The 15,265-nt window shown below is 65.0% G+C and carries 10 protein-coding genes; 4 read left to right on the top strand and 6 right to left on the bottom strand.

Annotated elements, in window-relative coordinates:
- The first annotated feature begins 30 nt into the window (after positions 1-30).
- The gene (ispG, locus tag J6595_RS00105; RefSeq protein ID WP_209592404.1) at positions 31-1,299 is read left to right on the top strand and encodes a flavodoxin-dependent (E)-4-hydroxy-3-methylbut-2-enyl-diphosphate synthase; all 1,269 of its coding nucleotides are present in this window, start codon (positions 31-33) and stop codon (positions 1,297-1,299) included.
- Positions 1,296-2,327: a lytic transglycosylase domain-containing protein gene (locus J6595_RS00110; RefSeq protein WP_245197501.1), complete on the top strand. Its 1,032-nt coding sequence runs from the start codon at positions 1,296-1,298 to the stop codon at positions 2,325-2,327. The genes ispG and J6595_RS00110 overlap by 4 nt, the downstream gene beginning before the upstream one ends.
- Positions 2,328-2,376: 49 nt before the next feature.
- Here the strand turns inward: J6595_RS00110 and J6595_RS00115 are convergent, their stop codons facing one another.
- The 6 genes from J6595_RS00115 to rfbC form a co-directional block, all read right to left on the bottom strand.
- Positions 2,377-3,666, bottom strand: coding sequence for an amidohydrolase family protein (locus J6595_RS00115; protein ID WP_209592405.1), 1,290 nt, complete (start codon positions 3,664-3,666; stop codon positions 2,377-2,379).
- Positions 3,667-3,854: 188 nt separating this feature from the next.
- Entirely contained in the window at positions 3,855-7,793 is a 3,939-nt protein-coding gene (locus J6595_RS00120; RefSeq protein WP_209592406.1) for a glycosyltransferase, read from the bottom strand.
- Position 7,794: 1 nt separating this feature from the next.
- Entirely contained in the window at positions 7,795-10,242 is a 2,448-nt protein-coding gene (locus J6595_RS22705; protein WP_209592407.1) for a tetratricopeptide repeat protein, read from the bottom strand.
- A 223-nt stretch (positions 10,243-10,465) separates the two neighbouring features.
- The gene (gene rfbD, locus J6595_RS00130) at positions 10,466-11,344 is read right to left on the bottom strand and encodes a dTDP-4-dehydrorhamnose reductase (RefSeq protein WP_209592408.1); all 879 of its coding nucleotides are present in this window, start codon (positions 11,342-11,344) and stop codon (positions 10,466-10,468) included.
- A gap of 29 nt (positions 11,345-11,373) precedes the next feature.
- Entirely contained in the window at positions 11,374-12,426 is a 1,053-nt protein-coding gene (rfbB, locus tag J6595_RS00135; RefSeq protein WP_209592409.1) for a dTDP-glucose 4,6-dehydratase, read from the bottom strand.
- 11 nt (positions 12,427-12,437) lie between these two features.
- Positions 12,438-13,004 (bottom strand): dTDP-4-dehydrorhamnose 3,5-epimerase, encoded by a 567-nt coding sequence (gene rfbC / locus J6595_RS00140; RefSeq protein ID WP_209592410.1) that lies wholly within the window; start codon positions 13,002-13,004, stop codon positions 12,438-12,440.
- Positions 13,005-13,125: 121 nt separating this feature from the next.
- Here rfbC and rfbA point away from each other — a divergent pair, with 121 nt between their 5' ends.
- Positions 13,126-13,998 (top strand): glucose-1-phosphate thymidylyltransferase RfbA, encoded by an 873-nt coding sequence (gene rfbA / locus J6595_RS00145; RefSeq protein WP_209592411.1) that lies wholly within the window; start codon positions 13,126-13,128, stop codon positions 13,996-13,998.
- 257 nt (positions 13,999-14,255) lie between these two features.
- The gene (locus tag J6595_RS00150; protein ID WP_209592412.1) at positions 14,256-15,167 is read left to right on the top strand and encodes a formate/nitrite transporter family protein; all 912 of its coding nucleotides are present in this window, start codon (positions 14,256-14,258) and stop codon (positions 15,165-15,167) included.
- Positions 15,168-15,265: the final 98 nt, after the last annotated feature.

A 15,265-nucleotide genomic window follows, 5' to 3' on the forward strand; every position in this document is an offset into this window, starting at 1 on the left:
TTCTGAAATTTCCTCAAACGAGGACCGCCCATGACCATCCAGATCCCGATCGAGACCATCGAGGCAGATCCCGCGCCGCGCAGAGCCACGGTCGGCGTGGACGTCGGCGGTGTGATGGTGGGTGGCGGAGCGCCGGTGGTCGTCCAGTCGATGACCAACACCGACACCGCCGATATCGACGCCACCGTCGCGCAGGTCGCGGCGCTGTCGAAGGCCGGTTCGGAAATCGTCCGCATCACCGTCGACCGCGACGAATCCGCCGCGGCCGTGCCGAAGGTTCGCGAGCGGCTGGAGCGGCTCGGCCTCAACGTGCCGCTGGTCGGCGACTTCCACTATATCGGCCACAAGCTTCTCGCCGATCATCCGGCCTGCGCCGAGGCGCTGGCGAAATATCGCATCAATCCCGGCAATGTCGGCTTTCGCGACAAGCGCGACAAGCAGTTCGCGGACATCGTCGAAATGGCGATCCGCTACGACAAGCCGGTGCGCATCGGCGTCAACTGGGGCTCCCTCGACCAGGAGCTGCTGACACGCCTGATGGACGCCAACACCGCGCTGCCGCAGCCCCGCTCGGCAAGGGCCGTGACCCGCGAGGCGATCATCCAGTCGGCGCTGATCTCGGCCGAGCTGGCCGAGGAGATCGGCCTGCCGAAGAACCGTATCATCCTGTCGGCCAAGGTCAGCCAGGTGCAGGATCTCATCGCCGTCTATCGCGATCTGTCGCGTCGCACCGATCATGCGCTGCATCTCGGCCTGACCGAGGCCGGCATGGGCTCCAAGGGCATTGTCGCCTCGGCAGCCTCGATGGGCATCCTCCTGCAGGACGGCATCGGCGACACGATCCGCGTTTCGCTGACGCCGGAACCGGGCGGCGACCGCACGCGGGAGGTCCAGGTCGCGCAGGAACTCTTGCAGACCATGGGCTTCCGGCAGTTCCTGCCCGTCGTCGCGGCCTGCCCCGGCTGCGGCCGCACCACCTCGACGGTGTTCCAGGAGCTCGCCGAAAAGATCCAGTCGGACATCCGCGAGAACATGCCGGTCTGGCGCGAGAAATATCCCGGCGTCGAGGCGCTCAACGTCGCGGTGATGGGCTGCATCGTCAACGGCCCGGGCGAATCCAAGCATGCCGATATCGGCATCTCGCTCCCCGGGACCGGCGAGACGCCCGCCGCTCCGGTCTTCGTCGACGGCAAGAAGACCGTGACGCTGCGTGGCCCGGCGATCGCCGAGGAATTCCAGGCGATGGTGGCGGAGTATATCGAAAACCGCTTCGGCACGGGGCGCGCCGCTGCCGAATGAGGCAAGCATGGGTCGCCCGCCCCACCCCGTCCGTCAGCCATCCGGGCAGGGCTGCGCCGAAGCCGGCAAGGCCCGTTGTCGCCGCAGCTCTTCTGTTTTTCGGCGCCATCCTTGCGACGATGCCATACGCCTCCGCCGAGCCCATCCGGCTCGACAAGGATATCGCGGTCAACCTGCCGGGGATCGCCTATCCGCCGTCGCCGCCGCAATTCGCCCCGCCTGACGAAATTCCTGGCGCCGCCGTTGCCGCTGACGCAGACGAACCGGCGATCAACCGGATCTGCCGCCTGATTGCGGAAAACGCCGATGCCGTCGGCATGCCGAGGGATTTCTTCGCCCGTCTGATCTGGAAGGAAAGCCGCTTCGACGAGAAGGCGCGCTCGCCCGTCGGCGCGGAGGGGATCGCCCAGTTCATGCCCTATACCGCCGACGAGCGGGGCCTGAGCGATCCCTACGACGCCGCCGAGGCGATCCGTCATTCGGCGCTCTATCTGGCCGATCTGCGATCGGAACTCGGGAACTGGGGCCTTGCGGCCGCGGCCTATAATGGCGGCATCAACCGGGTGAAGCGGTGGATCGCCGCCGGCGGCCGGCTTCCCTACGAGACCGAGAACTACGTCCTCTCGATTGCCTTCCACCCGGCCGCATGGTTTCAGGAAGACGGCCGCGAGATCGAAAGCCGGCCGCTCGAGGAGGGCAAGGCGTTCGACGAATCCTGCCGGCGTTTGCCGATCCTGAAAAGCCGCGCATTTGCGTCGCTCGGCACCGACGCGCCGATGAAGCCCTGGGGCGTCCAGGTCGCCGGCAATCCGAGCCAGAGCGTGGCAATGGCGATGTTCCGCCGGGTGCAGGCCTCGGCTCCCGCGATCCTCGGCGACAGGACGCCCCTCGTCCTTCGCGAGCGCGCGCCCGGCGCCGGCCGGATCTATGCCGTGCGTCTCGGCGCCGACAGCCGGGGAGAGGCCAATCAGCTCTGCGTGACGCTGAAGCGCGCCGGCGTCTCCTGCATCGTCCTGAAGAACCGCTGAGCGTTATCGCCGCGCCGTCGCCGTCGCGGCCGGAACGATCGGCCCGAGATCACCGGCCCGGCGCATATCCTGCGGCATCGACTACAGCTTCGCGGCCGGCGAGGCTGATGTGGCTTTCGCGCCGCGCGCTTCGCGCGATGATCCTGCCGCCCCTGATCACGAAGAGCCGCGCCGCCTTGAGACGGATGGCCTCGATCGGATCTGCGGCCTGCAACACCACCATGTCGGCCGCCTTCCCGACTTCCAAGCCGTAATTGGAAAGCCCCATCGCGCTCGCGCCATTGACGGTCACCGCGTCGAAGCAGCGGCGGATCGCCTCGCGCGAGGTCATCTGGGCGACATGGACCGCCATATGCGCGACATCCAGCATGTCGCCCGAGCCGAGCGAGTACCAGGGGTCCATCACGCAGTCATGGCCGAAGGCGACGTTGACGCCGGCTGCCATCAACTCCGGCACGCGGGTCATGCCCCGCCGCTTGGGGTAGGTGTCGTGCCGGCCCTGCAGGGTGATGTTGATCAGCGGATTGGGGATCGCGTGCATCCGCGCCTCGGCGATCAGCGGGATCAGCTTCGAGGCGTAGTAATTGTCCATCGAATGCATCGAGGTGAGATGCGAGCCGGCCACCCTGCCCTGCAATCCGTGGCGCACCGTCTCGGCGGCGAGCGTCTCGACATGGCGCGACAGGGGATCGTCGCTCTCGTCGCAATGCATGTCGACCGGAAGGCCGCGCTCAGCCGCGATCCGGCAGAGCGTGCGAACAGACCTCGCACCGTCCTCCATCGTCCGCTCGAAATGCGGGATGCCGCCGACCACGTCGAGCCCCATATCGAGCGCCCGATCGAGCGCCGCGCTCGCGCCTTCGCTGCGATAGTAGCCGTCCTGCGGAAAAGCGACGAGCTGCAGGTCGATATAGTCCTTGACGCGGTCGCGCACCTCCAGAAGCGCTTCTGCGGTGACGAGCCGTGGATCCGACGTATCGACATGGCTGCGGATCGCCAGCAGCCCCTGCGAGACCGCCAGGTCGCAATAGCGCATGGCCCGCTCGACGAGAGCCTCGCGCGTCAGCGTCGGGCGGAGTTCTCCCCAAAGCGCGATGCCCTCCAGCAGCGTGCCGGACATGTTCATGCGCGGCAGGCCGAGCGAGAGCGTCGCGTCCATGTGAAAATGCGGATCGACGAAAGGCGGCGCGAGAAGACAGCCGGCAGCGTCGATCGTCTCGCCCGTCTCGCCCGAGATCGAACGATCGATCGCCACGATGCGGCCGCCCGATATGGCAACATCGATGCCGGAGCGTCCATCCGAAAGGTTGGCGTTCCGCACGATCAGATCGAAGCTCATGGCGTGTTCTCCGCGCTGCAATCGAGACCGGAAGCGGTCCCGGCGAAGATGAGTTTACCAGAAACACGCATTCGCTTTGCCGAGCCGCATCCTTCGAATGTGCAAGCCCAGACGGCCCTCACTGGAACTGCCCGTGGCCGTTCATCCGCAAGGCGCGAGCCTCCCGCCACCGGCCGGTCGCCGAAATCTCAATCGGCGATCGCCTCGCGCAGTCGCGTCGCCTCGAGGCTGGCGATATCGGAGGCGGGCTCCGGCGGCTCCTTCATCATCTGGGCGGGATCGGCGGGAGCCTCCGCCTCGTGGCGCGTCAGGATCTCGCGGTAGAGCGCCACAAGCTCGTCGGCCTGGTCACGGGCCCGCCGCATGTGGACCGGCGCCTGCGGCGACGTCAGGTAGCGTTCGGGATCGCGGTCGATCTCGGCCAGCGCCTCGATCAGGCCTTCGGGGCTTGAAACATCGATCTTGAAGCCGTTGCTGCCTGGAATCACCGGCTCGCCGACCGCGCCGCGATCGGAGGCGATGACCCAGCAGCCGCAGGTCAGCGCCTCGCGGGTGACGAGACCATAGGCTTCCGGCCAGACCGACGGCGCTACGAGGACGTCGAGCTCGGCATAAAGTTCTGCGATGCGCTTTTGCGGCAGCTTCGGCCGGATATCGAGCTCCGTCGTCCCGAGCCTGCCGCCGCGCCGGGTTCCAAGCGACATGGCGTGATCGATGAAGACGAAGCGCAGATTCTGGAATTCGCCGCTGAGCAGCGCGCGCTGGATCAACGGGTAGCCCTTGTGGCGAGCCATGCCGCCAATGAAGCCGAGGCGGACCTTGCCGTCCGGCGAGGGCACGCGCGGCAAGGGGGCAAGATCCGAGTTGCCGTTCGGGGTCGCCATGACATTCGTCAATCCGACGCTGCGATAGATGTCGGCAAAGGCCTCGGAGACCGCCAGGATCTTCTCCGCCCCGAGCAGACATTCGCGCAGTTGCATGCGTGTCGCGAAATGTTCGGCCGGGATGCGCCCGAGCTGCGAGGCCGGGTTGCCATGGTCGTAGAGCTCGATCTGGCCGTTCTCGCCGAGCAGGAACTGCTCGTCCGAGATCCACCACCCGTCATGAGCGGTGATGACGTAGGGAATGCCGCGCCGCCGCGCCTCGAGCACGATCGCCGCCGTCAGCCGCTGGATGCAGTGGAAATGGATGATGTCGGGCTGGCAGACCTCCAGATAGTCGCCGAAGACCTTGGCCATCCTCTCGTCATAGACGATACGGTCGATGTCGGGGATGTCCGGCGTGGTGACGCCGACAACCCGCACGCCGTCCATGCCGTAGCTCGACGTCTTGTAGGGCTCGCTGCCGCCTTCGACCGTGGTGAAGACCTCGAAGGTGAAGTCGTCCCGGTGATGGGCGGCGAAATCCTTGACGTTGTCGTGCACGACGCGGGTCGCGCCCCCGGTCGCCTGGGGCGGATAGAAGACATTGACGACGAGAACGCGCTTGCGCCTGTCCGGCGCCGGCAGAGAGGCCGAGCGAATGATCTCGGTGATGTTCTTCGCCATGGCAGGAATGCCGTATTCGGCAAGCGCCCGCTCGCGGGCTTTGGCGCCGATCTTGCCGCGCAGTTCCGGATCTTTGATCAACCGGTCCAGCGCATCGGTCCAGTCCTGCGGCGTTCGCGCGATCACGCCATCGACGCCGTCCTCGATCAGATCGGCATAGAGCGCCGTCTCGCTGATCACCGACGGAATGCCGAGCATGGCCGCTTCGAGCCACTTGATCTCGCTCTTCACATCCGTCGTCGGGGCAGGCTTGAGAACCGCCAGATTGATGTCGGCGGCAGAAAGCGTCGACCAGTACTGATGCACGTCCCAGACCGGCGGCAGCAGGACGAGATTGTCCGTGTACTTTCGCAACTCGGCGCCCGGCGACATGTAACCGGCCAGAACGATCGAGACACGGTCGCCGTATTTCTCGGCCATGGCCACCAGCGCCGGTTCGACCAGCTCCTGGAAATCCTGTTTGTGGGCCTTGGTTCCGGAGCCGTAGAAGATCGTCACGCGGGCGTTCGACACATTGGCGCCGGTGTGGCCGACATGCTGTGCGTGCGGACTGTGCAGGGCATTGGCATGGACGAAGACCGGCTTCTCGCCATCCATGCTCCGGACGTATTCGACCAGCGGCTTCGTCGACAGGAGGGCATTTTCACACACGCGCAGAGCCGACCTGAAAAGCGGCACACCGAGCGCGAGCCCGTCATGCTCCTTGTGGGAAATCTGGTTGTCGTAGGTTTCGAGGGCGGGCGGATAGAACTCCCGATCGAAGATCAGATCGTCGATTTCGTAGAAGGTCGCGCAGCCGACTTCCCTGGCGTTGTCGATCGCCCGGATCATCTCGTAATAGGCCGGGACGCGGAAGAAGAACACCGCATCGAAGCAATGGAGCTTTTCGAGGAAGCGATCGACGTCTTCCTTGAAGTTGAACGTCTCGACGACGAAGCCCGCCGCTTCGAGCTGCTCGACCTTCTGGTCGATCCGGTAGAAGCGACATTGCGGAAGATCGAAATTGCCGACCAGCGCGACCGAGCGGACGTAGCGCTTTTCCGCAGGCGTCTCGCCGCGCACGAGGTCGGCGACCATGCCGCAGTCGGTCTCGATCCGCGTCTGGGCGTCGGTGAGCCGTCCATTGGTCGCCTCGGCATTGGCGAGCTGCCAGGAGGTCGTCAGGACCCGCGATGCCTGAGCGTTGAAACGCCGCCGCAGGCCAAGATCGCCGGGATATTGCTCGATCCCCTTCTTCAGCCACCGCAATGCGGTCATCTTGTCGCCGAGAAGCTCACGGCACTGGGCAAGATTGATGAAGGTCCAGATATTCGCCTCGCCGCTCGCCGTGAGCCGCTCGTAGAGGTTCGAGGCTTCCAGGTAGCACTGACGGCGCAGGAGACAGTCGGCGTAGTGGCGAAGGGCCGGGGCAAAATCCGGAACCGCCTGCAGGATCTTCTGATAGGCCGTCATGGCCTGATCGTCTTTGCCTTCCATGACGAGACGATCGGCAATAACGGCGAGCAGCGGCGCATGTTCGGGCTCGATCGCCACCGGAATGGCGGGGTTCACCATCCCCTCGCCCATCAGCAAGCGGAACTCGTCGGCAAAGCCCGAACTCGCGTCCGATCCGGGAAAGGACGGCATTTTGAGGCTGGCAAGCCCGCGGATATTCGGCCCCAGCAAGCCCTCGAGCCAGAGCCTTGCGTTCGGCGCGCTGGCGTTTTCGAGGCCGATCTTCAGATAGTGGCGATAGGCGGCCACCGGGTCGAGCGCGTGAATGTCCGGCGCGTAGGTCTCGACGTAGAAGCCGCGCTCGAAGTGATGACCTTCGCGAATGGGCGCCAGCGTCTCGATCCCGGCGGAAACGAAATGGCGGACCGCCGCTTCGTGATCGAAGGTCGCCTGCTGCTCGCGCAGCGACTTCGTCGAATAATAGTAGAATTCCGCGTCGAACTTCTTGAGAAAGGCGAGGCTGACGTCGTTGTCGACCAGATACTGTTCGAGCGGCGTTTCGGCGACTTTCGGCGCAGCGTCGAGAACCGCCATCACCGCCTGCTTCGCCGCAAAGGCTTTGGCTCCAGGGCCCGTGCGATAGAATTCCACGATCTCCTCCTCGGAGGGGACCGCGCCGGCCATGTCGCGCAGTTCGTTTGCGGCATGAGGGCTGGAGGGATCGAGCATATGGGACTTGCGGTAGGCGCCGATGGCGTCGCTTCGCTTTCCCTGGAGCTTCAGGACGTGACCGAGCTGGAGATGCGTATCGGCATTGTCTTCGCGCAGGTCGATTGCCCGGCGATACGCCTCCTCGGCGCTGGAAAGCTCGCCCTGCTCCTTCAGAGCATGGCCGTACTGGACCCAGATCGCCTCGAGCTTCGGATTGCGCCGCAGTGCCTCGCCATAGGCGACCTGCGCGTCGCGCCAGCGATGTTCCGCATTTGCTTTATTGCCCGCAACGATGTGGGTGCGGGTTCCATTCAGAAACGACGCGGTCTTGGACAGAACGTCGGCGCTCTTGCTTCTGCGACCTGAGCGTCCGTGCTCGCGGTTGCGAAACGAACGCATCAGGCGGTCGAGGGAAGGAGGGGAACCCCTGGTCATGTCAGCCACTCACATCATGCACTGCCGCCGCCGGGGCACGACTCTTGATCATCCGGCTGTCCGTGGAAGCGGTCAGCCGGATGAAGTCGAGGGCCTTTCGGGGAGCAGGAAAGGATATCAATCGGTACGGTAGTGTTGCGTCGATCCAGATCGGACTGACGGTCGGTTCCTCGGAAAACAGGCGCTTCCCCCATCGCGCCTCGATCCCCGTTCTTTCTGCGCGGCTGCGGGCCGCGCGTTCGGGATCGAGATGATCAAGACCCCGAGATTTCGATTCATGATGATACAGCGTGACGTCCGGTGTAAAGACGACGGCAAGGCCCTGCTCGCGGACGCGCAGGCACAGGTCGATGTCGCTGTAGCCAACCGGAAGACGGCGCGCATCGAACCCGCCGAGCCTGACGAAATCCGCCCGGCGCATCGCCAGGAAGGCGCCCGTCACCGCGCTGGCCCGGCGCGTCTTCGTCCATCGCCCGGAAGGCCCCGCCCGATCGGCCGGCTCGTAGAGGCCGTCATGGATCACCGATCCCTTCCAGCCGAAGAGAACGCCGGCATGCTGGACCGTGTCGTCGCCGTAGAGAAGTTTCGCCCCGACGGCACCGACGTCCTCGCGCGCAAGCAGGCCGCGAAGCGTCTCGTCCCATCCGGCGCTGCGCATCAGCATGTCGTCATTGGCGAAGACGACGAGAGGCGTGTCGCTGTCCTCGGCCCCGAGATTGTTGACATGCGACCAGTTGAACGCCCCGTCGTCGCGGCGAACCCTGACCCGCGGATGTTCGGCCAGCTCCTCCAGAAGCGCGAGGTCGGCCGCGACGGTGGTGCCGTTGTCGATGATCTGACAGTGCAGCTTTTCGGGACGGGCCGCTTGCGCAAACAGGCTGTCGACGAAGGCCTTGCAGTCGGCGACGTTGTCGCGGGTCGGGACGATGACGGTGATCTTCTCGGCGCCGGCATCGGGCCGCCACCGCACGCGCAACGCCGCATCGGCGCTTCCGCCCGCAAGATCGATCCGGCCCGACAGGCCCGAAAGCCCGAGATGCCGCTCGACCGCGCGCCTGTGGCCTGCACGGGCCGCGCGCATCGCCGTCTCGCGTCCGTCTTCCGCGCCGACGAAGGAGACCAGCGGCAATGGCACGTGGCCGATCGAAGCGTCCGCCCGCACGGCACTCAGCAGAAGATCGGACCGCGTGAAAGAAGCGTCGCCGCCATCCTGCGAAAGGTCGAGACGCTCGAGCGTTTCGTTGCGCAGGGCGATCGTCGCGCCCCAGCTGTTTTCCGAAAGCAGCATGTCCGGGTCGAGGCGCCCGCGCGCCTCGAACGCCGTGGGCTCGCTTTCGCCCGGCAGAATCCACTCTTCGTCGCAGGTCACGACGTCGGCCTCGCTCGCGGCAAAGGCGGCCGAAAACCAGGCGAGAGCATGGCGATGCAAAGCGCCAACGCGCGCGAGAAGCACGACGGTCTCGGCCGGCGTTTGGCGAGCGTGCGCCCATTCTGGCGATGAATCCGCCTCGGCGCTTGCCCCCATCCTCATCTCCAGCCGGCCATCCACCCGCGCCAGCCGCTCCACCGCGACCGCGAGTGCCGGGTCGACGCCGATCAGAACCGCCCGCCACCGCTCCAGAGACTGGCCGACGAGCGAGCCGACAAGCCGGTGCAGCCCCTCTGCATCGAGCCCGGTCGCGTCCGCGACCACCAGGATTTCCGATGGCGCCGCCGAAGGATCGGGTGGCTGCGGCGGCACGTCGTAGAGCTGACGGAACAGGCGGTAGGACGAGGCCGGAAAGGCCGTGAGGCTGGCGATATCGGGCAGTTCCCCGGCGATCTCGGACAGCCGCCGGCGCATGGCTTCGACTTCCGCCGACAGGGACAACATCGTTTCGAGGCCATGTCCGGTCATCTGGGCAGAAATGCCTCGCACCTGTTCTTCGATCTCGCCGGCCTGGATCAACTCCCAGCTTGCATGGGGGTTGTCGGGGTCGATGACGAGGACCCTGCGATACGACGCGAGAGCCTCCGACCGTCTGCCCGAAAGCTTCAACGCGTGTCCGATCTGCAGATGGGTGTCGGCATGATCGGGCTGGTCAGTCAGTGCGGATTGATACCATTCCATGGCATCTTCAAGGCGCCCGCCATCCTTCAGCATGTTGCCGCATTGGACCTTGAAGCCGACATGCCACGGCGCGATCTTCGAGGCCGCCTCATAAAGCTCCGCCGCTTCGAGTTGGCGGCCGCTGTCGCGCAGTGCCCTCGCCCGTCTGACGAGAGAGGCCACACGCGGCCCGACCCGCAGCCAGGAGACGGCCTTGCGCGCGTCGAAGCTGCGCGGCTTGGGTGACGTGCCGGTGCGGGGGGAGGACGCGACAGTCGCGGCCGCACGCTCCGACGTCACGAGCTTCGACACCAGGCTGCCGATCTTGCGGATCTTCGGGGTAAGGCCGGCTCCTCTCACGTCCGAGGCTCCATGAAGGCGCGGTAAGAAGCCTGCCGCGAATGCAAGAGATTGTGTGCCTCGACCATTGTGCCGTTTTTGCGCGGGCACGTCACAGGACGCCGCATCGCGACATGGCACACAGGGACTTGCTCCGGAGCTCCAAAGCCTTCGCAAAACCATCCATTCCGTGATCTGACCATCTCGAAAATCGACCCCTGACCTGCGATCGACGAAAGGTTCGTCACGCGCGATCGAGCGCTGCGAGGCAGCGATCGACGCCGCTCTGCCAGTCCGGGAGCCGGTGACCGAAAACCGCCTGAAACCGGCTGCTGTCCAGCCTGGAATTGGCCGGACGCCTCGCCGGCGTCGGATAGTCTGAGGTCGTGATCGGTTCGACCCTGGCGCTCGGTCCGCCGCGTTTCTTGGAAGCTGCGAAGATCGCCTCGGCAAAGCCTGCCCATGTCGTCTCGCCTTCGGCCACCATGTGATAGATGCCGGGCCAAGCGCCACCGGGCTCCTCGAGCGCGCGATCGCAAACGGCGATGATGCCTGCGGCGATGTCGGGACCGTAGGTCGGCGTGCCATGCTGGTCGGCCACGACCGTCAAGACGTCGCGATCCTTGCCGACGCGCAGCATGGTCTTCAGAAAATTGCCGCCATAGGGGCTGTAGACCCAGGCCGTGCGCAGGATGACGGCTTGCGGATTGGCAGCCGCAACGCGTCTTTCGCCGTCCAGCTTGCTGGCACCGTAGACGCCGGTCGGTCCGGTCTCGTCGGTCTCGACATAGGCGCCGTCCTTGTCGCCGGCAAAGACGTAGTCTGTCGAGATATGGACGATGGGAATGCCCGCCTCGGCCGCGGCGCGCGCCACGGTCTCGGCCCCTTGCGCGTTCACCGCGAAGGCCGTCTCGGCTTCGCTCTCGGCCTTGTCGACAGCGGTATAGGCGGCCGGATTGACGACGATGGCAGGCTCGACTTTCGCGATTGCGGCAGCCACCGAGGCCTCGTCGGTGAGATCGAGATCCGGCCGCCCGAGGCAGACGATCTCGCGCCCGTTCCCGTCGAGGTCGCGAAGGCAGCGAGCGACCTGTCCGTCACGCCCTGTCACGAGTATGCGCATGAAACCGTCCTTTCTCGCCCCGGCGGGGCTCAAGTCTGGCCGAGACGTTTGCCGGAATAGCGTTCGCGCAACGGACGCCACCATTCCTCGTTCTCGAGGAACCAGGCCACGGTCTTTTCGAGCCCGGTGGCGAAGGTCTCCTGCGCCTGCCAGCCAAGTTCTGTCTCAAGACGCGTCGCGTCGATGGCGTAGCGAAGGTCGTGGCCCGGCCGATCGGCGACGAAGGTGATCTGTTCGCGCCGGCTCTTGCCGTCCTTGCGCGGCGCCAGCTTGTCGAGCGCGTCGCAGATGTCGTGCACGACATCGAGATTGGAGCGCTCGTTGCGCCCGCCGACATTGTAGGAGCGGCCGACCTCTCCCCTCGTCGCGATCATTTCCAGCGCCCTTGCGTGGTCCTCGACATAAAGCCAGTCACGCACGTTCTCACCCTTGCCGTAGACCGGCAGATCCTTGCCTTCGAGGCCGTTCAGGATCATCAGCGGGATGAGCTTTTCGGGAAAATGGTAAGGCCCGTAGTTGTTCGAGCAGTTCGAAAGGACGACCGGCATTCCATAGGTGTGGTGCCAGGCCATGGCGAGATGGTCGGACGCGGCCTTGGAGGCCGAATAGGGCGAAGACGGGGCATAGGCCGTGTCCTCGGTAAACAGACCGCCATCGAGCGGCAGGTCGCCATAGACCTCGTCGGTGGAGACGTGGTGGAAGCGGAACGCCGCGCGGCGCTCGCCGGAAAGCTTCGTCCAGTAGCCCCGGGCCGCCTCCAGGAGATCGAAGGTCCCGACGACATTGGTGCCGATGAACTCGCCCGGGCCGTCGATCGAACGATCGACATGGCTCTCGGCGGCCAGATGCATGACGACGTCGATTTCCTCCACGCGCAGAAGCTCGCCGACGGCCTCGCGATCGCGGATATCGAGCTTGGCGAAACTGTAGCGCGGATCATTCGAGATCGGCTCGAGCGAAGCGAGGTTCGCCGCATAGGTCAGCTTGTCGAGGTTGACGACGCTGTGCGCGGTATTGCGGATCAGGTGGCGGCAGACGGCAGAACCGATGAACCCGGCGCCGCCGGTAACGAGAAACTTCATCCGGGCGCCCCTCAGACGTCGTAGGTGAACAGGACGGGCGTTTCGGCCAGCGCGGGTGCGGACTTGTCCTTGTCGGACAAGACGGGCGTTTCGCCGCCGAGCGGCCATTCCACGCCGATCTCCGGATCGTTCCAGGCAATCCCCCGGTCGTGCTCGCCGGAATAAGGCGCGGAGACCTTGTAGAAGACCTCGGTGTCCGGCTCCAGCGTCAGGAAGCCGTGGGCAAAGCCCTTGGGCACGAGGATCTGGTTGAAGGCTTTGGCGGACACTTCGAGCGCCACCCACTGTCCGAAACTCGGCGAACCGTGGCGGATGTCGACCGCGACGTCGAGGATCGCGCCCTTCAGCACCCGGACGAGCTTGTCCTGAGCAAATGGAGGCGCCTGATAATGCAGCCCGCGCAGGGTGAACTTTCCGGCGGAGAAGGACTGGTTGTCCTGCACCCACGGCATCGCGATCCCCGCATCGGCAAAACGCTGCGCACTAAAGGTCTCACTGAAGAACCCGCGATCGTCCCCGAACTTTTTAGGCTTGATTTCCAGGACGTCGGAGATGGCGAGAGGCGTGACTTCCAGCATGAAAATCCTTCTTTGGCGACGTCAGGCTCGTAGCGGCGCGAGGCGGACGCGCTTCCCTTCTGGCGCTGACAGCCGGGATATATTAAGCGAACGGTATCGGCAATCGTGAACGGAGCAAGTCGTGAAGGGCATCATCCTGGCGGGCGGAAGCGGGACTCGTCTTCACCCCATGACGCTGACGACATCCAAACAGCTGTTGCCGGTCTACGACAAGCCGATGATCTATTATCCGCTGTCGACCCTCATGCTGGCCGGCATTCGCGAGATCCTGATCATATCGACACCCCAGGATTTGCCGCGCTTCAAGGCGCTTCTCGGCGATGGCGAGCGGATCGGCCTGAAGCTCGAATATGCCGAGCAGCCGAGCCCGGATGGCCTCGCCCAGGCCTATGTGATCGGCGAAGAGTTCATCGACGGGCAGCCCTCGGCCCTGATACTCGGAGACAATCTGTTCTACGGGCACGGTTTTCCGGGCTTGATGCAGCGCAGCGTGAAGCGCGACAACGGCGCCACCGTGTTCGCCTATCATGTCCAGGATCCCGATCGTTACGGCGTGGTTTCCTTCGACGCCGACTTCCGCGCCACCTCGATCGAGGAAAAGCCGCAGAACCCGCGCTCGAACTGGGCGGTGACGGGACTTTACTTCTACGACGGCCGCGCAGCGACATTCGCCCGCACGCTGAAGCCCTCGCCGCGCGGCGAACTGGAGATCACCGATCTCAACCGCATCTATCTCGACGAGGGCACGCTGGAAGTCTCGCGCATGGGCCGTGGCTACGCCTGGCTCGATACGGGAACGCCGGACTCCCTGCTCGAGGCGGCGGAGTTCGTGCGCACCCTCGAACATCGGCAAGGCTTCAAGATCGCCTGTATCGAGGAAATCGCCTTCGAGATGGGGCTGATCGATCGGGACCAGCTGATGTCGCTCGGCAAGGAACTCGGCAAGAGCACCTATGGCCAATACATCCAGCGGATCGCGCGCACCGAATCCTGACGCGTGGCACCCATGCCTGGCCGGGATGACGCTGCCGGACGGCACGGTACCGGCTGGCGGCGGGCCGCCATCCTCATTGTGCCGGGGAGAGACGGTTTCAGGCCATCACTGAAAGTTTAGCATCCTGCCTGTGACGCCGTGTGCACCCATTGGTAGGAGAACACCGGCGCTCGGCCTCTATATGTGTGCGGACAGGCATGGCCTTTCTCTATCGTCGAGCCATGCCACCGCAAATCTGCAGATCACAAGGCCCCCGCATGGATTCTACCGACACCCGTATCGACGACGTCGACAACGCCGCTTCGCGTCGCCATTCGAACGATGTCACGGAAAAGCGCCTCGAAGAAGAAGGCTCGACGCTCACCCAGACGGAGTTGCGCGAGATCGAACGCCGGCTGAGCCTGCGCCCCCTGGCGATATACGAACTGGTGCGCCAGGAAGGCGAGGACGAGTTGACGCGGCCGATCACCAGCCTGTGGTGGTCGGGGCTCGCCGCGGGCCTGTCGATCGGCTTTTCGGTCTTCACCCAGGCTGTCCTGCGGGACTATCTGCCTGACTCCGCCTGGCGTCCGCTCCTGGAATGCTGGGGCTATTCCGTCGGATTCCTCATCGTCATTCTCGGCCGCCAGCAGCTGTTCACCGAGATCACCCTGACGGCTGTCCTGCCCGTTCTCGCCCGCCCGACATGGATCGGCGTGAAAGCGATCGCGCGGCTGTGGGCGGTGGTCTTCATCGCCAATATGGTCGGAACGGCCATCTACGGCGCTGGCATTGCCTTCGACGTCCTGGGAACACCCGACATCACCGCCGCGGCGCTGGCAATCTCCCGGGAAGCCATGGCTGCGGGCCCCTGGTCGACGCTGCTGCGCGGCATCGTCGCAGGATGGCTGATCGCGACCGTCGTGTGGGTCTTGCCCTCTGCGCAGAACGCCGGCTTCTTCGTGATCGCGCTTCTGACCTATCTGATCGCCCTCTTCCACCTGTCCCACGTGGTGGCGGGCTCGGTCGAGGCGATGTCACTGATGTTCTCCGGCGAGCTGATGCCGCATCATGCCATCTGGGGATTCTATCTCCCGGCTCTCATCGGGAACATTCTCGGCGGCTCGACGTTGTTTGCGCTGATCAGCTATGGTCAGGTGGCGCCGGAGCTCGACCAGCGGGGCAACTGAACGTCAAACCATCCGCAACCTGCCAGGACGGGCGATCCGGAGAAGGACCCGCTCGTCTTTGCGGCAGATTGCGTTCAGCCGAGCGGCCCGAAGTACGC

This window comes from Jiella mangrovi (assembly GCF_017815135.1).
GTDB classification, from domain to species: Bacteria; Pseudomonadota; Alphaproteobacteria; order Rhizobiales; family Rhizobiaceae; genus Jiella; species Jiella mangrovi.

Bases quoted from the DNA above. Each gene is read 5' to 3' on its own strand.
- rfbB (WP_209592409.1), bottom strand. From the start codon at position 12,426: ATGAAGTTTCTCGTTACCGGCGGCGCCGGGTTCATCGGTTCTGCCGTC.
- J6595_RS00150 (WP_209592412.1), top strand. From the start codon at position 14,256: ATGGATTCTACCGACACCCGTATCGACGACGTCGACAACGCCGCTTCG.
- rfbD (WP_209592408.1), bottom strand. From the start codon at position 11,344: ATGCGCATACTCGTGACAGGGCGTGACGGACAGGTCGCTCGCTGCCTT.
- J6595_RS00110 (WP_245197501.1), top strand. From the start codon at position 1,296: ATGAGGCAAGCATGGGTCGCCCGCCCCACCCCGTCCGTCAGCCATCCG.
- J6595_RS00115 (WP_209592405.1), bottom strand. From the start codon at position 3,666: ATGAGCTTCGATCTGATCGTGCGGAACGCCAACCTTTCGGATGGACGC.
- rfbC (WP_209592410.1), bottom strand. From the start codon at position 13,004: ATGCTGGAAGTCACGCCTCTCGCCATCTCCGACGTCCTGGAAATCAAG.
- J6595_RS00120 (WP_209592406.1), bottom strand. From the start codon at position 7,793: ATGACCAGGGGTTCCCCTCCTTCCCTCGACCGCCTGATGCGTTCGTTT.
- ispG (WP_209592404.1), top strand. From the start codon at position 31: ATGACCATCCAGATCCCGATCGAGACCATCGAGGCAGATCCCGCGCCG.